Source organism: Desulfovibrio diazotrophicus, assembly GCF_902498985.2.
Classification (GTDB): domain Bacteria; phylum Desulfobacterota; class Desulfovibrionia; order Desulfovibrionales; family Desulfovibrionaceae; genus Desulfovibrio; species Desulfovibrio legallii.
Genome location: NZ_OX346397.1, coordinates 1,260,645 through 1,278,767 on the forward strand (window position 1 = coordinate 1,260,645; position 18,123 = coordinate 1,278,767).

Here is an 18,123-nt window from a genome sequence, read left to right on the forward strand (position 1 = left end):
CAACCTCGTGGATATTTGGCCTTTCGAGATGTGTTATCCTGCTGCCTTTTTTGACTTGGGAAAATTGAACAGCATGTCACGATAATATGCGTACTGCTTTTGGCGGGCGGTCAGCTCGGCGGTCAGCTCGGCGGTCAGCTCGGCGGTCAGCTCGGTAAAGGTGTCCAGAATACGGACGATTTCAGACTGGATCGCAAGTGATTTTTGGGGGTTGTCTGGGCAGGGGATGGGGATCTTTTTATTGGAAAAACTGCCTATCCATTGCCGTTTGTGGTCTCTGTCAAGTAATTCGCAGGGGATTGTATTTAGCCAATAGTAGACATATTTAAGCAAAACTTTGCTGTCATCCTTTGATGTAATCATCTTCATGGCAGAAGATTTTGCTTTGAAGTCAAAGTCAACCCATTTGTTCGCAGTCGTAAAATCATCAAATATTATTACTGGTCTTTCAGATGCTTTATAGATGCCACTTTTTTCATCAGTGTAGCCGAGAATAAACGTCTTCCCTGCAGTAAGCACTGGAGTTTTAAAATTATCATGATAAATTTTTGAATTTACTAGGTACTTAGTCGGTTGCTCATATTGCGTAACTTCCCCCAGCGCCCTCCATTCCACTTCAGCCCCATCCAGCAGCTTTTCCAGAAAGTTTGCACCAGTCATACTACAGTTCCTCGGTCTTGAAGGTGCTATAGCCTTCATAGTGGTAGCTCACGTCAATACCCTTCATGAACAAGGCGCGGTCATCAATCTGGTCGGTGAGGGCTTGGTGCAGCAGGTGCTTAATTTCAATGTCTTTCACCACGCTGCGTTGCATGGCGGACAGGTATTCTTCTTTATCGACCAGGTTCCAATCCACCACCTGTTTGATTTCTTTTTTAAGCATCAGGTCGAGCCAGATCCGGGTGGCGCGGCCATTACCTTCGCGAAAGGGATGGGCAATATTCATCTCAACATATTTTTCGATAATTTCGTCAAAATTACTGTGCGGCATGTTGTCGATATGCTGTAGCGCGGCATCCAGATATATCAGCGGCGCAAAACGGAAATTGCCTTTGACGATATTCACCTTACGAACTTTGCCCGCGAACGCATAGATATCCTTAAACAGCCGGGCATGAATAAAGGCAAGCCCTGCAAACGTACCAACTTCAATGGCATCAATCTCGCCAGAGTCGAACAGTTTTTTGGCATTCTGCTTGCTTATCCTTTCTTCAGCTTTTGCCAGTTCAACCTGATTGGTGATGCCGAGCCTGTTTTCCAGAATCATGCCTCATCCCCTTCCGGTCTGCGTTCCCTCAATTTCCGCCACAATGGCGTCAATCTCCGCCCGCAGCTGGTCAATCCGGACGACGGTAGTTTTCAGTTCGGCGTTGAGCTTTGCAATATCCACCACTTCGCGATTGTCCTTGGCTTGCACATAGCTGCTGACAGACAGGTTATAGTCGTGATCCTTGTCTGCAACAACTTCATACGGCACGGATTGGGCAAAGTGCTCCACATCCTCTTTGCTGTCAAAGACCTGCATGATCTGCGCAATATGCGCATCCAGCAGCACGTTGTGGTTCGTTTCTTTTTTGAACAGGCCGCCGGCGTCAATGAACTGGATTTTGGTGTTCTTCTTGTGCTTGGAAAGCACCAGAATATTTACGGCAATGGTGGTGCCGTAAAACAAATTGGGGGCCAGGGCGATGACGGTTTCCACATAGTTGTTGTCTACCAGATACTTGCGGATTTTCCGCTCGGCCCCGCCGCGGTAAAAAATGCCGGGAAAGCAGACAATGGCGGCCCGGCCCTTGCCGGAAAGGTAGCTGAGGGCGTGCAGCACAAAGGCAAAGTCGGCCTTGGACTTGGGGGCCAGCACCCCGGCCGGGGCAAAGCGTTCGTCGTTGATAAGGGTGGGGTCGTCCGCGCCTATCCACTTCACTGAATAGGGCGGGTTGGAAACAATGGCGTCAAAGGGCTTTGCATCGCCAAAATGCGGCGTGGTCAGGGTGTCGCCCAGCTGAATGTTGAATTTGTCATAGTTGATGTTGTGCAGAAACATGTTCATCCGCGCCAGGTTGTAAGTGGTGTGGTTGATCTCCTGGCCGAAAAAACCGTCTTCAATAATGTGTTCGTCAAACTGCTTTTTGGCCTGCAACAACAAAGAACCGGAGCCGCAGGCCGGGTCATAGATCTTATTGATGGCGGTTTGTTTGTGCATGGCGAGCTGCGCGATGAGCTTTGACACATGCTGCGGAGTAAAAAATTCGCCGCCGGATTTACCGGCGTTGGCGGCGTAGTTGGAGATCAGAAATTCATAGGCGTCGCCGAACAGGTCAATGCGGTTGTCTGCAAAATCGCCAAAATCCAAACCGGCTACGCCGCTCAACACGGCGGCCAGGCGCGCGTTCTTTTCCTTGACCGTGGAGCCAAGGCGGTTGCTGGTGGTGTCAAAATCAGCAAACAGCCCCTTGATATCCTGCTCCGAAGGATAGCCGAGGGCGGAGCCTTCAATGGCGGCAAAGATGGCGGCCAGATCGGTGTTCAGGCTCTCATTGGTCTTGGCGTCGGCGACCACATTGGCAAACAACTGGCTGGGATAGATGAAGTAGCCCTTGGATTTGACGGCATCGTCCCTGATTTCCGGAGTGATGATAGCGTCGTCCAACGTGGCGTAGTTGACGCTTGCGTCGCCAGCTTCCATGTAGCCGATAAAATGCTCGCTGATAAAACGGTAAAACAAAGCCCCAAGCACATATTGTTTGAAGTCCCAGCCGTCCACAGCGCCACGGACATCATTGGCTATTTTCCAGATTTGGCGTTGCAGGGCATCGCGTTGTTGGGAGCTGGTCATATGCTGCAGTCCATCCTGCTGTATCCGTTTTGCGGCGTTTTTTGTCATCCGCAATCGTGACGTAATAAAGTTGAAGGCGCTAAGGCCCAAGAGCCTGTCAGCCCCGCAAGCCTGAGGCAACCCGGCACTGGCGCGCCGCAGCCCCGAAAGTGCAGCCCCGGCGACTGCGGGCCTGCAGCTGCTGACCGCGTGACCGCCGCCAAGGAACCGGGCCGCACGAGTATAGCGACTAATCCGTGGCAACTCAACGCCATATGCAGTGCAGCCCTGCCCCATGTGCGGGCGGCGCGCTGCCGCAAAAAACCTGCCCGGTTTTGGACGGGCCTATTTTTTTGGAAAAGCGTGCCAAATGTTACAGACGTCCCCTTGCCCCTGCGTATAGCCTGCAAGAAAAGCTATACGGAGGTGGTGATTATGGAACTCTCCAAGGACACAAAAATCTTTGCCCTGACGGAAAAATATCCCTTTCTGGTCGATGCCCTGGCGGACCACAACAGCGCTTTTGCCAAGCTGAAAAATCCCCTGCTGCGCCAGACCCTGGGGCGCGTCGCCTCAGTGGAAAAAGCCGCGGGCCTGGGCAATGAAAGCGTGCTTGCGCTCCTGCTTTTTATCGCGGGCGCCATCATGGCCGCCACCGGCCAGGCCGTGACTCTTGTCCCCCCCGCCGGAGCAGCGGGCACAGCGCCCACCGCCGGCCTTTCGCGGGAAGAACGCCTGGAAAAACTCAAAGAAATCATCGGGGATCTGCACAACGGCGTCGCCTTTGCCGACGTGCAGGCAAAATTCAACGCCACGGTGGGCGACATTGCCCCGGAGGAAATCGCCACCCTGGAGCAGACCTTGGTCCGGGAAGGCCTGCCGGAATCGGAAATCAAGCGCATGTGCCATCTGCACGCCGCCCTGTTCCACGGGGCGCTGGAAAAGCGGCCGCCCCTTCCCGTGCAGCCGGGGCACCCCCTGCATACCTATATGGAAGAAAATCTGCGGGCCAAAAAGCTGCTGGTCGAAATCCGCGAGGCGGCCGCCCAGGCCGAAGGCACATCGGGCGACGCCGCCTGGCCCTTTATGCATGGTCGTCTGGTCTTTTTGCTGCAGCAGCTGGAGGACATCAAAACGCACTATATCCGCAAGGAAAATCAGCTCTTTCCCCTGCTGGAACAGCACGGCCTGAGCGCGCCGGGCAAGGTAATGTGGGCAGTGCACGACGATATCCGCAGCGCCTTCCGCACCACCATGGCCCTGCTGGCCCAAAAGGAACGCGCCTCAAGTCTTGCCGCCCTGGCCGGCCTGCTCGCTGAAATTGAAGAAATGTTCCGCAAGGAAGAAAACATCCTCTTCCCCATGACCCTCGAACTACTCACCGCCGAAGACTGGAACCGCTGCCGCCTGGGCGACGACGAAGTGGGCTACGCCTTTGGCGTAACCCCCGGCACGGAGTGGACCGCCGGCCCAATCCGCAGCCCTGCGCCCGCCGGGGCAACGGCTTTGCTGTCGCTTTCCACCGGGCAGCTCGCCCCGGAGGTGGTCAACGCCATACTCCGCAATCTGCCCGTGGACATCAGTTTTGTGGGCCCGGACGACAGGGTGGCCTACTATTCCGATGGCGAAAGCCGCATCTTCCCCCGCAGCGCCGCCGTCATCGGCCGGGAGGTCAAAAACTGCCACCCGCCCAAATCCGTACACATGGTCACGGAAATTCTGGAAGCCTTTAAAAGCGGAAAGCGGGACAAGGCCGAATTCTGGCTGGACCTGGGCGGCAGGTTTATCCACATCCAGTACCTGGCCCTCCGGGACGCCCACGGCAAGTACCTGGGCTGCCTTGAAGTGGGCCAGGACGCAACCCGCCTGCGCGCCCTCACCGGCCAGCGCCGCCTGCTTGAATGGGAATGACCTGCACGGCCCGCCCCGCCGGACAAACTCTGCCCCCTGTTGCCGCCGGCAGCAGGGGGCTTTGTGCAAGGGGCCGCGCGCCGTAATTGCGCGTTGCCCGCGCCCGACGCGGTAACCTGGCCCACTGTGCCCCCCTGACTGGCGGTAGGGTCCGCCCGAACCAGGGCTGCGGCGGGCACATTTTTTGTAAAAAATAAAAACATATAATTCCGCTCTGTTGCAGGCCCCCTCAAGCCCCGCAAGCCGGGATTCGGCTTGCTTTTTGGATGCAGCGGGTATAAAATTATAGATATCAAACTATTATCCATAGCTTGCCGGCAACCCCGCCAAGCGGGCTGGGTCTTTGCCGCCCTCGCGGGCCGGCGGCATGGCACGCACCTGATGCTGGAGTGTTCTATGAAAGAAATACGCCAAAAGGCCAAGGAACTGATGCGGGGGGCCTGTCGACTGTGCCCCGTTTGCGACGGGCGAGCCTGTGCGGGCGAGGTGCCCGGTATGGGCGGGCTGGGCAGCGCCGCCGCCTTCAAGGACAACGTCAAGGCCCTGGCGGAAACAGCCCTGAACATGCGCCTCATCCATGAAGCCGACGCGCCGGACACCTCCTGTACCGGCCTGGGGCTGCACCTGGCCATGCCGGTGGTGGCCGCGCCCATAGGCGGCATGTTCAACTTCAATGACGCCGTTACGGAAGAAGACTACGTGACGGCCGTGGTGCAAGGCTGCAAAGAGGCCGGCGTCATCGGCTGTACCGGCGACGGCGTCCCCCCGGTCATTACCCAGTCCGCCTTTGCCGCCATCAGCGCGGCCAATGGCCACGGCATTCCCTTCATCAAACCCTGGGAAAGCGCGGAACTCGACGCAAAACTTGAGCGCTGCTACGCCACCGGCTGTAAAATCGTGGGCATGGATATCGACGCCGCCGGGCTGATTACCCTGCGCAAGATGGGGCACCCCGTGGGGCCCAAATCCCTCAAGGAACTGACCGCCATTGTTGCCAAAATCCATCAGGCCGGATGCAAATTCATCCTTAAGGGCATCATGACCGTGGCCGACGCCAGGGCGGCTGTGGCGGCCGGGGCGGACTGCATTGTGGTTTCCAACCACGGCGGCCGGGTCATGGAATACGCGCCGGGTACGGCACGGGTGCTGCCCGCCATTGCCGCGGCCGTCAAGGGGCAGATAACCGTCATGGTGGACGGCGGCGTGCGCAGCGGGGCCGACGTGTTCAAGATGCTGGCCCTGGGGGCCGACCTGGTCGGCATCGGCCGCCCCATTGTCTGGGCCGCCATCGGCGGCGGCGCGGCCGGCGTGAGCAAATACCTGACCCAGCTCAAAGGCGAACTGGTGCAGACTATGGTCCTCACGGGCTGCCAGGACATTGCCGCCATCACTGGGGACGCCCTGTTCGCGCAACATTGACGGACTGCACGAAAAAACTGACGCATCCCGGAAAAGCGGAACCGTGCAACGCTTCCTGCTTCCCTGCGTAAGAGCCCGCCCGGCGGTACGGTTTGGCCCTGCCAAGCCCCCCCGGGACGGGCTCTTGCTGTTGTGCCGCCGCAAAAATCTTCGCCAGTCTCGCCCGCCTGATAAAAACCGTTGCCCTCTCCCCATCTAGAGTATTTAACACTTGAAATGCTCGCTTACGGCAGGCAAAAGCCTGCCTTCTCGCATTTCGTGGCAAGGATTTTCAAGAAAATCCTTGCAGAGCAATTAACGCATTTCATTCGTAAACTGCTCTATCCGCAGATACGCCACCTGTTCGTCCCCCAAGGGCAAAGGCAGACGGTTTTTTTCTGTCTGCACGGCTTCCTGAAAACCGCGCGGCCACGCTACTTTTTGATTTTATCGCATAATATATATTGACATATAAAAAAATTTATATAAAAATCTTAATCACAAATTTATATAAATAATACCACTGCATTGGAGAAATATCCATGAACCCAGCGGAGCGCAAGCCAACCACCGGGAACCTCTTTACACATGTGTATGAGCAGCCTCGCCCGCAACGGGTGGGGGTATTCAGGGCAAGTCTTCTTTTGTGGGCTTGTTTTTTTTGTACCTGTAGTCTGTTCCTCCCCACACAAGCCCTGGCCGACAACGAGCGCTACAAGGCCATTCCCCTGGCTGCCGGTGGCTATGTCTTTATTCTGGATACGCAGGAAGGACACGCCTGGACCTGGAGCAACGCCGGTCCGGGGCAGGCTTCGCCTTCCGGCAGCAATCCGCGCATCGTCTATCAAGGCAATGTACGTCGCAATATGACGCCCCCCAAGGGCGCTCCCAATGTGCCGGCCCCCACGCCGACACAGCAGCAGGAACGTTTCTGAGGCCACGGTGGGGCTGCGGCGCCGCGCCTCCCCAACGCGCCGCACCCCGCCAACCTTATACAACCGCACACGACAAAGGCCTGTGTCTGTGACAACCGGAGGTTCTTTATGAAGCGCATACTTGTTCTGTTTGTGGCGGCCATACTCTACACCACCCCTGCCTTTGCCGCCGGCGCCGCGCACAACGCCACTCAAGGAGGCGGCAGCAAGGGGGGCGAACAAAGCAAAGTTGTCAATGTGACCACGGTTAAAAATGCCGCCGTTATTGCCAGCGGCAAAAACTCCGAGGCCAATATCGGCAACGTCACCAACGAAGGTGGCAAACAAAGCGACGTGGTCAATGTGACCACCCTCAAAAATGCCGCCGTCATTGCCAACGACGGCGGCAAAACAAACATTGGCAACGTTACGAACAAGTAGCTGCAACGGATTCCATCAGCTGCACATATTGCGCTGATGGAATCCATTACAGGAGGCCGCGATGCGCACTACGAATAACGTATTATTTACAATAATATTTATTTACATATTTTCAACAGCCTGTGCAACAGAATCGTTGTCTTCTGAAATAGTTGTATCTGGAAAAGATGTAAAAATAAAAACAGACGATGGTGAAGTAATAGACACATCAAAATTGCCTGAATCCTCTGATATAGAAATAGATAATAATACTGTTTCCATTGGCGATGTAAAAAATAATGGCAAAGATAATAAAAATATAAATAAAAAAACAAGTATTGAAAATGTAATTATAGTCAAAGATGGAAAAACCACCTCCATAAAAAAGCTCGAAACTGGAAACATGCGTCACGGCACGGAGAAAAAATGAAATATATCACTATATTATTATTTGTCGTGGTGCAAACGGTCTTTCCCCTTGCCGCCAACGCGGAAGAAGACATCTTCGCGGACTACAATAAAGATATGAGCAAGCCTGCGGATGCCAATGTGGTTGGCGTGTACGACGCCTGGGGGAACAACATGGCCCACCGCATCAAGAACGGCTACAGCGAAGGCGTGGTCATTGACGGCGCAGGCGATTACGCCGATGGCAAGGTCCATGTCGACGGGATGGGAAATGTAGTCATTGACAAGAATGCCAACGTAGGCCCTGTTATAAACCAGACCGATCTGAATAATTCAACAGTAATAATACAACAAAAAAAGCGGTTCTGAAATGCCTGTGAAACATGTTCTGCATCGACTTTTTTTGGCAGTGCTCTGCACTGCGGCCGCCTGCGTTTTGCCAGGCTGCAAAGCCGCCGTCCCCAACCTGCCCCCCATGCAGGCCAACGCTCCGGTGCATACCAGCTATTCGGGCGCGCTGGCCGACCTCAATACAGTGCTGGAAGTCTACCTTCCGCCGGACTACCCGGATACCTTTTTCTTTGTGAAGCCCATCGTAGACGCCACAGGCCTTTCACAGACCGGAGAAATCCCGCTGGACATTACGGCGCTGGTTCGCGACGCCGTGGCCCAAGTTTATTACAAGGTGCGCTATGTGGAGCAATACGATCAGACAGATATTGTGCAGATTCAGGCAGAGCTGCTCAAGTTGCAGACCAGCAAGCTGCAGGGCCTGGCCGTCAAGCCGGCCCAGCGCCCGGCCGTGGATTTTACCATTGCCGGCCGTATTTCTCAGTTTGACCGCAACCTGGAGTCGCAGTCCGACAAGGCCCGGGCCATGGCCAATTTTGGCGAAGGCCTTTCCCGTACGGATATAAACGCTTCGGCCGAAGCCTCCTCCCGCCTTTCCCGCCTGAGCGTTTCCTTCAGCGTTTTCAACCCCAACGGTATTGCCCTGCCGGGAAAGTTCGGCGCCAGTATGGAAGTCCGGTACGCCAAAAACGGCATGGACTTCGGCTTTGCCATCTTCGGCAACGGGCTGGGCTTCGGCTCCGAAGCCACGGCCATGCACGGCCGTCACCTCGCCCTGCAGATGATGACGGAATTCAGCGTGGTGCAGATTATCGGCAGAGCCCTGAACGTCCCTTACTGGCGCGTGGGCGCGACGCAAAACATCTTTACGCCAGACAGACTTGTAACCTCTGAATGGCAACGACAGTACGCCAGCATGGGGCCTTTGCTCATCCCCTTCATGCAGTCGCAGTGCATTGCCTGCGGGGACAGCTCCGTCATGGTAACCGGACAGATGGACGCCCAGACCCAGGCCGCTCTGGACCGCTTTGCCGACAAATTCGGCGTTAAAAACCGCAGTTATCCCAACTATGAAATGTTTAAGGCCTTGGAAATGCACCGGCTTCTTGACCGCGGCGCGGCCTCTGCCGCCTGGGCGGCCTACGGCGCGTACAAGGGCGGCTCCCGCCCTGTGGCCATGCCGCAAACGGCCAGGCCCGCTGCTCCGCCCGCTGCTCCGCGTCCGGAACCCCGCAGCGCGCCGTCCTCCCCCGCAAATGGCGGCCCAGCCGCCACGCCCACCGCACAGCCAGACGTCGCCAAGCCGCTGGAAGGCTTGCTGTAAGGCAGGGAGGATAAGATATGTCCATACTTCCATGCATGTTGCCGTTGCGCCCTATCCTGGTCATGCTCCTGACCATATGCTGCAGCATGGGCGTGGGGAGCCTGTGCCGCGCCGCCGATGCCAACGACGCGGCCGACATCCGCACGCCACTGCTGCAAGAGGGCAAGCGCACCCTCTACCAACGGGTGATCAGCCATCCGGGGGCCAGGCTGGCCGACGCGCCCGCCGGAGCTGGGGCCGAGCCCCTGCGCGGCTTTACGCCCCTGTACGTTTACGGACGCCAGAATGTCCAGGGCGCGGACTGGCTGGAAGTTTCGCCGAGCGTAAAGGCCACGCGGACCCGCTGGATCAGATCCGACGCCTGCTCGCCCTGGGACAAGGCTCTGACGCTGCTGTTCGCGGACCGCATGAGCCGGGATCCCGTTCTGTTTTTCCGCAATTTTGACGCCCTGAACGCCCTGGTGCGCGCCACGGACATGCGCGCCGCGCTGGACGGCCTGCTCCGCGCGCCGACTTCACCGCAAAGCCCCTTGCTGGCCGTTGAGCCCAGGGAGGCCTCCGTCCCGCGCAAGCAGTTCTACCTGATACCCATCTTTGACTATTCCGACGAATATGAACAGCACAACCTGCGCCTGCTCAAAATCGGCGTGGTGGACCCCGGCGTTCTGCCCACCGCCGCACCCCACCCCGCCCCCGCGCCCGTCACCGCTTTAGCGCCTGTACCCGCACCCGCGCCTGTACCCGCACCCGCGCCTGTACCCGCACCCCAGGCCGCCGCCCCGGAACCGCACTTTTCCGCCGGCATAGCCTTTATTGTGGATACGACCATCTCCATGGGGCCCTATATCGAACAGACCAAAAATTTCATTCACAGCACCTACAACGCCCTGGAAAAAAGCTCCATCGCCGAAGATGTGGCGCTTGCCGTGGTGGCCTACCGTAACAGCACCAAGCATAACGCCAAACTGGAATACGTGTCTTCCGTGGTTGCCCCTTTTACCCGTGCAGGCTCCCGCGCGCAGGCCGAACCGCGCGTGCAGGGCATGGACGAGGCCGCGGTTTCCACCCACGCCTTCAATGAAGACGCCTTTGCGGGCATCAAGGCGGCCATAGACGGGCTGGACTGGTCGCCCTACGCCGTGAAACTGGCGGTAATGGTCACGGATGCGGGCGCTATCCGCAATGACGACCCCCTCTCCAGCACGGGCCTTACCGAAAAGGAAATGGGCGACCTGCTGGCGCAAAAGGGTATCCGCCTGGTGGTCGTCCACCTGCATACCAAGGCGGGCCAGCGGCACAACCTGGCGGGCACGGTGCAGCAGTACCGGCAACTGACCGCCGTGCGGGACGGCAACGTCAAAAGCGCCTATGTGGCCCTTCCCGTCAGCGACCCCCAGACCGCCAGTCGACAGTTCAGCCGCATCGCCGCCAAACTCGTCGACGTGCTGCAGCAACTGGTGGTCAAGGCCGCTCAGGGTGCGCCCATTGCCAAGCCTTCTTCGCCGCCCCCCGCCGCCCTGCCCGCTGCTGCGGCGGCGTCCCCAGCCGCCGTACCGGCCGCCGCAGTTGCGCCCGCCGCTCCCCAGGCTGTGGCCGCCGCGCCCGATCCGGAAGCCCTGGCCGCCTATATCGGCCAGGCCCTGGGCTACGCCGCCTATCTGGAGTTCGCCGGCGAGCGACAAAAAGCCACCGCCCCGCGCCTGATGGAGGCCTGGGTAGCGGACAAAGACCTGGGCAGTCTGGTGGAAGGCAAATCTACCGACGCGCTCATGGCCGCCGTCCTGCTCAACAAAAACCAGCTCAATACCCTGGCCCGGCAGATCGGGTTGCTTATCGATGCCGCCCGCGCCTCGCGCATGACAGACAGCAGAGACCTTTTCCAGCGCGTCATTTCGCTTTCGTCGCAGACCCTGCGCGACCCGGAACGCCTGCAGCGCGCCGCAGACGACAACCTCTGCGCCCAGGGGTTGCTGCCGGAATTTCTGACCGGACTGCCGTACAAAAGCCAGGTAATGAATCTGACTGAAGAACGCTGGCTGGCCATGAGCGCGCGTGAGCAGGACGAACTGATCTACTCGCTGGAGGCCAAGCTGCGCCTCTATGCGGAATACCACAACGACGCCGACAACTGGGTAACCTTTGGGTCCGCCGACCCCGCCGAGGCCCTGTACCGCGTGCCGCTGACCTCGTTACCCTAAAAATTGGGCTTTCGCATGACGCCGCCGCTGCTGGAAATCCGCAATCTCTACAAGTGCCATACGGCCCGGCGGCCGGCCTTTTGCGCCGGCATCACACGCCTGGACATGGCCCCCGGCGAGGCTGCGGGCATAACCGGGCCCAGCGGCTGTGGCAAAAGCACCCTGCTGGAAATGCTGGCCCTGCTGACGCGCCCCTCCACCACCGAGCGCTTTGTGCTGCGCGCCGAAGACCGCGCCTGCGATCTGGCCGCCCTCTGGGCGCACAGCCCGCAACAGCTCTACGCCCTCCGCCGCGCTTATCTGGGTTTTGTGCACCAGGCCGGCGGCCTGTACCCCTTTTTGACCGTGCAGGACAATATCGGCCTGCCGCTGCGCCTCACAGGGCAGACCTCTCAGGCGGAAACAGCCCGCCGCGTGGACGCCCTGCTGGAATTCCTCGGCCTGCGTCATGTGGCCCGAAGCCTGCCCGAAACCCTTTCGTACGGAGAACGCCAGCGCACCGCCGTGGCCAGGGCCCTGGCCCACCGGCCACGGCTGATCCTGGCCGACGAACCCACCTCGGCTCTGGACCCAGAAGCCGCGCGGACAACCATGTCCCTGCTGCGGCAAGGCGCGCGCATGTCCGGGGCGGCCTTGCTGGTAGTCAGCCACGACCACGCCCTGCTCGCCGCCACGGGCATCCCCGCGTGCGCCATGCGGCAACAGCCCGCTGCCGCGCCCAAGGCTGTATCCGCCGCCGAATCCGAAAAAATCCACTACAGCCTTGACCTGCCGCCGCGGAAGGAAAATGCCGCAGCCCCGCAGGGCGCAGGCCCGCCCGCCGCAGCGGCGCAATCCGCCCCCCCGCCGCAGCGGCGCGTACCCCCACGCAAAGGGGCCGCCCTGCTCTGCGCCCTGGCCTGGCGAGACTTTCGCCACGAGCGTTCGCTCTCCATCTGCGCGGTACTGGCCTTTGCCGCCGCGCTCACGCCGCTGATCATCCTGAGCGGCCTGCGTACGGGAATCGTGGGCACCCTCTCGCAACGCTTGCTGGACAACCCCGCGGCCCTGGCCGTCAACCCCTACAGCAGCCAACGTTATATGGAAGAAGACCTGGCCGCCTTGGCCGCCTTGCCCTCCGTGGCCTTTGTTGTGCCCCTCACCCGCACCCTGGCAAGCAGCGTGTTGATCGATCGCCCAGGGCACTCTCCGCTGGCGGCGGACGTCCTCCCCACCGCCAGGGGAGACCCCTTGCTGGAACGCTACGCCTCAACGCCGCCGGCGGACGGCGCGGTCATAACCACAGAGCTGGCGCGCTCTTTGCCGGGCGTGACGCCGGGCCGCCGTCTGAACCTCCGCATCACCCGCCGCCAGGAAGGCCGCCTGCAGAGCGTGACGCTCCCGGTGCGCGTCCACGCCGTCCTGCCCGATGCCGCGGACTGGAAAAACCGCGTCTACCTGCCCTTGCCCCTGCTGCTGGATATGGAGCGCTACAGGGACGGCTTTGCCGTGCCCGCGCACGGCTGGCCGGGAAAAGCGCCCACGTCCGCCGCCCGCAGCTTTGCCGGTTTTCGCATGTACGTGGACAGCCTTGAGGCCGTCATTCCCATACGCGACGCCCTCAAACGCCGGGGTATAGACGCCTATACCTGCGCCCGCGAAGTGGAGGCCATTCTGGATCTCAAGCAGGCGCTGACCCTCACCGCCCTGCTTGTAGGCGGCGTTACGCTGGCAGGCATGGCCTTTTCTCTGGCCAGTCTCGCTGTGGCCAATGTGCGCCGCAAGGCCCTTTTTTTTGCCCAGGGCGCGCTTATGGGGCTCAGCCGCCGTGAGCTGCTGGCCCTGCCCTTGCTGCAGATGACCTTTACCGCGCTGCTGGCGGCTTCCTGCTCTCTGCTTTTCTACGCGGCCGCCGCCGCGCTTCTGGATCTGGCCGCCGCCCCCTGGCTGGAATCCGGAGAAAGCGCCTGTGCCCTGCCTGGGGCGCAGGTGTTGCCGCTCTACGCCGGTTCCCTTCTCCTGGCCTGCCTCTGCGGCGGAGTTGCCTGCCGCCAATTGCTCACGCTGCAGCCTGCGGAGGTCTTGCGCCGTGACGCCTGATGCCGCCCGTTCCGCCCCCCTGGCCGTTCTGCTGGCTGCCCTGGGCCTGCTTCTTGCCCTGCCCCGGACGGGCCTGACCCTGCAGCTGACCGGTAAAAGCGATTTGCCCAGCCTGGAACGGATTTCCAACCCCAGGCCGGCGCCCGGCGACATCGCGTTGCCCATGCCCGGTGGGCTGACCATGACGCTGCGCCCTGTATGCGTGCCCGCAGCTGGTTATCTGGATGACGTGCAACAGCCTTTTGGCATCACGGCGCAGACCGACGCGCCCGCAACGCCCGACGCGGCCTGGGCGGAACGGCGCTACACGGCCTCCGTCAACGCGCCCTTTGAGCTGGCCGACATCCCCGCCAGCTGGGGCAATACGCTGCCGGAATGGCTCCAGGCGGACCCGGCCAGCGCCGCTTCGGCCCAAAACGGCCTGCGGGCCTTCCTGTATTTTATTGGCAAATATGAGGTCACCAGGGGGCAGTGGCGGGCCGTTATGGCACAGGACGCGCCCTTTGCCGTCCAAGCGGGCGACGACAGGCCCGTAACGGATATTTCCTGGTTTGAGGCCCAGGATTTTTCCCGGCGCTACTCCGAATGGCTTATGAAAAACCATCCGGAATTTCTGCCTTTTTTTGCGCAGGAAAAGCGCTCTTCCTACGTGCGCCTCCCCACGGAGGCGGAATGGGAATACGCCGCCCGGGGCGGGCACCGGGTCAGCCCGGCGGAGCGGGAACGCACCCGGCTGTACCCCGTGCCCCAAGGCACCGCCATGGGCGAATACATTATTGCCGCCCAGTACGACCCTACCCTTACGGGCCTTGCCCCCATTGGCTCACGCAAGCCCAACCCTCTGGTACTTTACGATATGCTGGGGAACAGCGCAGAAATGGTCCAAACCCCCTTTCATCTGGTGGCGGCAGGCCGCCTGATGGGCAACCAGGGAGGCTTTGTGATCAAGGGGGGCAGTTGGCGGGCCTTTTCTGAAAACAGCCTGCACCCGGGCCGGCGGATTGAAGCCAGCTATTACATAGACGGCCGGGCCCAGCGCCGGGACGACCTGGGCTTTCGCATCAGTCTGGGCACCATACTTACCCCCAGGGACAGGCTGGCGGCTCTGCGCGCGGAATGGGAAAAACGCCGCGCCCCGCACGCCGCGCAGGCCACCCAGCGCCAGGACGTCCGGGTAATCATCCGCGAAGTCTATCGCGAGGTAGAAAACCCGGCACTGCGACGCCGCCTGGCGGAAGCGGAACAAGTCGCCGCGCTGTACCACGAGCAAGTTAATGCCAATGAAGAACGCATGATGCACGAAATGTTGCTGGGCGCAACCTTTTCTCTGGAAACCATCGCCAATTACGCCGCGCGCTGCTACCAGCTCATCAAGCTGATGGACGCCTATGAATCCTTGTCGCCGCACAAAAAACAGGCCCAGGCAGCAGAGATGAACAATATGCGCCAACAGGTTACAGGCTTTGTCTTCGGCATCCAGGGGGCGCTTTTTTACTACAAAAACATGCTTGCCGCATCTGGGGGCATGAACCTGCCGCGCCTGCTGCAACAGCTTGAAGCCCTGCGCATCCAATTCGCCCATGAGGACGGCTTCAGCAAAAACATGGGACGACGGCTCACCGTCTTGCAAAAACATATCCATGCCGGTCAGGACGACAGCCTGCAACGTTCCGACCGGCAAACCCTGCAGGACATCCTTCCCGCCTGGCTGCTGGACCGCTTGCTGCCCTATCTCAACACTTAGGAGATTGTTATGTCTGCCCTGCGCCTCCCTCTGACCCTTGCGCTGCTGTGCCTTTTCATCCCAATCGTCGGCTGCGCGCCGCACACCGCCATGCCGAAGATAAACGCCGAGTACTACCCGCAGTGCTATGCGCCTTTCAAACAGCTGCACGACGCCGAAGTCTCGCTGCGCAACCGCACCGTGGGCTATACCGCGGGCGGCGCCATAGCCGGCGCGGCCGGGGGCGCGCTTCTGGGCTTTCTACTCTCCGGCGGCAAGTGGGAATACGCCCTGGCCGGCGGGGTGGCCGGCGGGCTTTCGGGCGCGGCCACCGGGTACACCATGGCGAAACTTCAGGGCATCAAGGACGACCAGAAGCGCTTGCTGGCCTATAAACGCAGCATGGATATAGATATGGCCAACGCCACGGAAGTGGAACTGGCCGCTCTGCAAAGCCTTAAATGCTATATCCAGGAATTTGAACAACTGCAGAAAGGTTTGGCGGAACAGACCGTAACCCGCGAGGAATACGCCAAACGCTATGCGGAAATCCGCACCGGCATTACAGAGCTGGGCAAAATTACCGGCGATTCGCAACTGCTGCTTGCCCAGCGCGACGCCGAATTCCGCACGGCGCTCCAAGCTGAAGCCACCCAGCAAAACACGTCCTTAAAACCGCTCCCCACGGTGGATGAACGCCGCGCCCAACACCTGAAGCAACAAAAAAAGACCGCCGCAAAGGTGCGCAAACACCCCAAACAAAAACGCGGCAAGTCTGCCGCCCAGCCCGAAGCCAGCGCCTCGCTAGCCATCGCCGACCTCAAAAACGAAATCCAGGCGCTGGAAGAACAGGCCCAAAACGACCGGCAACGGTACCAGCCGCAAAAAGAAACGCCGGCCCAGCCCGCGGCCACGGCCGTTGAGCCGACGCCCGCAACGCCCAAGGCCACACCGGCAGTGCTGCCGGTGTCCGTGGACCAGGTTGCGGAAACGTACGATGCGTATCCCACCAAGGTTCTGCAGATGGAAGCCGTGGAGCGCCAACGCCAGCGCACGCTGGAAATCATGAGCGACGCCGCCGCAAAAACCGGCATAGATATGGTTTAGCCCTCAAACGGACGGCGCGCGCCCAGGCTGGCCTGCGCGCCGTCCCCAACCCCTATCTTGCTGTGGAGACAAACCATGCGTTTCACACAACTCCTGCTTGGCATCATGACTGCACTGCTTGTGGCTGGCTGCATGGCAAAAACAGCAGTACTGCTGGACAAAAATGCAAAAGAAAAAGTAGTGGCCCCTGCGTCATTTTATCTTTCTGTGGTGGGCAAAACGCTTTACGAGGACGCGGATTCCAAAGAAAAAATTGCAGTGGGGGAAATCTTTCAGGAAGAAGCGTCAAAAAAGCTAAAAGAGATAGGCGCCTTGGCGGAAGACGGCGATGGAAAGAACCACTATGTGATCTTGGTAAACATCCTTGGGTATGAGCCGGGGAATGCCGCCGGCAGATATTTTCTCGGACAGCTTACAAACTCGTTTGATGCGGCAATAGCAATAAACGCGCAATTATGCGCGGCCGTGAAAGAGGATGGCGGCGTAAAAGCCGGAGAAATTATTGCACTGATTCCCACAGGTAAAGCGCTACATAAGGGGCTGTTTGGCGGAATCGGCGGATGGAAAACAATTATCGTCGACGCTGCAAGAGACCTCATCACCACAGTAGAAAAAACTTTTTTGGATTAATTGAGGAGAAGACATGAAAACAGCCATAGCCGCATTTATTATACTTATTGTTTCAGGATGTACTATTGGACCTTCAAAAATAGCTAAAACAATAGAATATGAATCTCGGGAAAGTATCAGCCAGTTTGCACAACCAGGAAAAACCTCGAATATAGCCATACTAGAAAAATTCAAAAAACCCACAGCGAAATTAGTGCGTGACGATTCAAAATATACATATATGTATGCATATTGGGACAGAAAAACAAAAAGTTATGGATTTTTTTCCGGGGTTGCAGAGGTGCAAGTCGAGCAAAAAACAGCGAGCTTTGTTTTTAACAGCGATGGAATTTTAGAAAAATTCGAATTCAACGATGATTTTCCTTTTAAAACACAGATGAATAGAACTGGGAGCAATACACTAACATCAGAAAAAATAGTATATGAGTACTCAAAATTAAAATACGGCGAATCGCTGGATGAAGTATTAAAAAAACTTGGCGCTGCTACCGTTCATACAACACAAGGGGATAAACAAAATATTTCATATACAAGTTTTCCATTTCTCAGCGGTATTTGCCTTGAGTTTCAGGACAAAAAACTTTCCAGCAAATACTATTACACCACCGTGGAATTGAATGCAGAAGAAAAATCCATTTTGAAAAACGCCCCATAACGCGGATTGCCTTTGAGAATATGCATTTTCAAAATTTAGGGCACCTTGCTTCCGGCGCTTACCCGCGCAAATAAATTTTGCTTGCGCCTCCACGGTGGACGTCTGCTTACACAACAGCCAGGGCATGGCAACGTTGAAAAGCCTTAATCGCGGCAAGGGCTGCCGTTGGGCCACGCCAATCCCGGAGGCG

The 18,123-nt window shown here is 58.5% G+C and carries 16 protein-coding genes; 13 read left to right on the forward strand and 3 right to left on the reverse strand.

Translation table 11 applies throughout. The features are described 5' to 3' along the window. Positions 1 to 33: 33 nt before the first annotated feature. Genes J7I12_RS05475 through J7I12_RS05485 form a run of 3 tightly spaced genes read right to left on the reverse strand, consistent with a single transcriptional unit; the run spans position 34 to position 2,836 of the window. Entirely contained in the window at positions 34 to 660 is a 627-nt protein-coding gene (locus tag J7I12_RS05475) for a restriction endonuclease subunit S (protein ID WP_487125771.1), read from the reverse strand. 1 nt (position 661) lies between these two features. Continuing rightward, complete coding sequence (fic, locus tag J7I12_RS05480) at positions 662 to 1,267, reverse strand: protein adenylyltransferase Fic (protein ID WP_118230088.1); 606 nt, start codon at positions 1,265 to 1,267, stop codon at positions 662 to 664. 3 nt (positions 1,268 to 1,270) lie between these two features. Next, positions 1,271 to 2,836, reverse strand: a complete 1,566-nt coding sequence (locus J7I12_RS05485; protein ID WP_118230087.1) for a type I restriction-modification system subunit M — start codon at positions 2,834 to 2,836, stop codon at positions 1,271 to 1,273. Between the two features lie 414 nt (positions 2,837 to 3,250). Between J7I12_RS05485 and J7I12_RS05490 the strand changes: the two genes are divergently transcribed. The 13 genes from J7I12_RS05490 (at position 3,251) to J7I12_RS05550 (ending at position 17,933) form a co-directional block, all read left to right on the forward strand. Beyond that, a complete protein-coding gene (locus tag J7I12_RS05490; RefSeq protein WP_302149129.1) occupies positions 3,251 to 4,726 on the forward strand; it encodes a DUF438 domain-containing protein in 1,476 nt (491 codons plus the stop codon). Positions 4,727 to 5,122: 396 nt separating this feature from the next. Then, positions 5,123 to 6,145: an alpha-hydroxy-acid oxidizing protein gene (locus J7I12_RS05495; protein ID WP_130958069.1), complete on the forward strand. Its 1,023-nt coding sequence runs from the start codon at positions 5,123 to 5,125 to the stop codon at positions 6,143 to 6,145. A gap of 623 nt (positions 6,146 to 6,768) precedes the next feature. Continuing rightward, entirely contained in the window at positions 6,769 to 7,059 is a 291-nt protein-coding gene (locus tag J7I12_RS05500) for a hypothetical protein (RefSeq protein WP_118230084.1), read from the forward strand. A gap of 108 nt (positions 7,060 to 7,167) precedes the next feature. Then, the gene (locus J7I12_RS05505) at positions 7,168 to 7,479 is read left to right on the forward strand and encodes a hypothetical protein (RefSeq protein WP_130958070.1); all 312 of its coding nucleotides are present in this window, start codon (positions 7,168 to 7,170) and stop codon (positions 7,477 to 7,479) included. Positions 7,480 to 7,540: 61 nt separating this feature from the next. Further along, on the forward strand, positions 7,541 to 7,888 hold the full coding sequence (locus J7I12_RS05510) for a hypothetical protein (protein ID WP_130958071.1): 348 nt from the start codon (positions 7,541 to 7,543) through the stop codon (positions 7,886 to 7,888). Next, positions 7,885 to 8,235, forward strand: a complete 351-nt coding sequence (locus J7I12_RS05515) for a hypothetical protein (RefSeq protein WP_118230081.1) — start codon at positions 7,885 to 7,887, stop codon at positions 8,233 to 8,235. The genes J7I12_RS05510 and J7I12_RS05515 overlap by 4 nt, the downstream gene beginning before the upstream one ends. A 7-nt stretch (positions 8,236 to 8,242) precedes the next feature. Next, positions 8,243 to 9,541: a hypothetical protein gene (locus tag J7I12_RS05520; RefSeq protein WP_483203580.1), complete on the forward strand. Its 1,299-nt coding sequence runs from the start codon at positions 8,243 to 8,245 to the stop codon at positions 9,539 to 9,541. 17 nt (positions 9,542 to 9,558) lie between these two features. Further along, entirely contained in the window at positions 9,559 to 11,739 is a 2,181-nt protein-coding gene (locus tag J7I12_RS05525) for a vWA domain-containing protein (protein WP_165450924.1), read from the forward strand. 15 nt (positions 11,740 to 11,754) lie between these two features. After that, a complete protein-coding gene (locus J7I12_RS05530) occupies positions 11,755 to 13,818 on the forward strand; it encodes an ABC transporter ATP-binding protein/permease (RefSeq protein ID WP_130958073.1) in 2,064 nt (687 codons plus the stop codon). Continuing rightward, the gene (locus J7I12_RS05535) at positions 13,808 to 15,562 is read left to right on the forward strand and encodes a formylglycine-generating enzyme family protein (RefSeq protein WP_288908248.1); all 1,755 of its coding nucleotides are present in this window, start codon (positions 13,808 to 13,810) and stop codon (positions 15,560 to 15,562) included. Before J7I12_RS05530 ends, J7I12_RS05535 begins: the two co-directional genes overlap by 11 nt. Positions 15,563 to 15,652: 90 nt before the next feature. Further along, the gene (locus J7I12_RS05540; RefSeq protein WP_147357552.1) at positions 15,653 to 16,648 is read left to right on the forward strand and encodes a hypothetical protein; all 996 of its coding nucleotides are present in this window, start codon (positions 15,653 to 15,655) and stop codon (positions 16,646 to 16,648) included. 75 nt (positions 16,649 to 16,723) lie between these two features. Then, positions 16,724 to 17,278, forward strand: a complete 555-nt coding sequence (locus tag J7I12_RS05545) for a hypothetical protein (protein WP_288908246.1) — start codon at positions 16,724 to 16,726, stop codon at positions 17,276 to 17,278. Positions 17,279 to 17,291: 13 nt separating this feature from the next. Then, a complete protein-coding gene (locus tag J7I12_RS05550) occupies positions 17,292 to 17,933 on the forward strand; it encodes a hypothetical protein (RefSeq protein WP_483203437.1) in 642 nt (213 codons plus the stop codon). The last annotated feature ends 190 nt before the right edge of the window (positions 17,934 to 18,123 follow it).

Coding starts and splice junctions, on each gene's coding strand:
- J7I12_RS05475 (WP_487125771.1), bottom strand. CDS start 660: ATGACTGGTGCAAACTTTCTGGAAAAGCTGCTGGATGGGGCTGAAGTG.
- fic (WP_118230088.1), bottom strand. CDS start 1,267: ATGATTCTGGAAAACAGGCTCGGCATCACCAATCAGGTTGAACTGGCA.
- J7I12_RS05485 (WP_118230087.1), bottom strand. CDS start 2,836: ATGACCAGCTCCCAACAACGCGATGCCCTGCAACGCCAAATCTGGAAA.
- J7I12_RS05490 (WP_302149129.1), top strand. CDS start 3,251: ATGGAACTCTCCAAGGACACAAAAATCTTTGCCCTGACGGAAAAATAT.
- J7I12_RS05495 (WP_130958069.1), top strand. CDS start 5,123: ATGAAAGAAATACGCCAAAAGGCCAAGGAACTGATGCGGGGGGCCTGT.
- J7I12_RS05505 (WP_130958070.1), top strand. CDS start 7,168: ATGAAGCGCATACTTGTTCTGTTTGTGGCGGCCATACTCTACACCACC.
- J7I12_RS05510 (WP_130958071.1), top strand. CDS start 7,541: ATGCGCACTACGAATAACGTATTATTTACAATAATATTTATTTACATA.
- J7I12_RS05515 (WP_118230081.1), top strand. CDS start 7,885: ATGAAATATATCACTATATTATTATTTGTCGTGGTGCAAACGGTCTTT.
- J7I12_RS05525 (WP_165450924.1), top strand. CDS start 9,559: ATGTCCATACTTCCATGCATGTTGCCGTTGCGCCCTATCCTGGTCATG.
- J7I12_RS05530 (WP_130958073.1), top strand. CDS start 11,755: ATGACGCCGCCGCTGCTGGAAATCCGCAATCTCTACAAGTGCCATACG.
- J7I12_RS05540 (WP_147357552.1), top strand. CDS start 15,653: ATGCCGAAGATAAACGCCGAGTACTACCCGCAGTGCTATGCGCCTTTC.
- J7I12_RS05545 (WP_288908246.1), top strand. CDS start 16,724: ATGCGTTTCACACAACTCCTGCTTGGCATCATGACTGCACTGCTTGTG.
- J7I12_RS05550 (WP_483203437.1), top strand. CDS start 17,292: ATGAAAACAGCCATAGCCGCATTTATTATACTTATTGTTTCAGGATGT.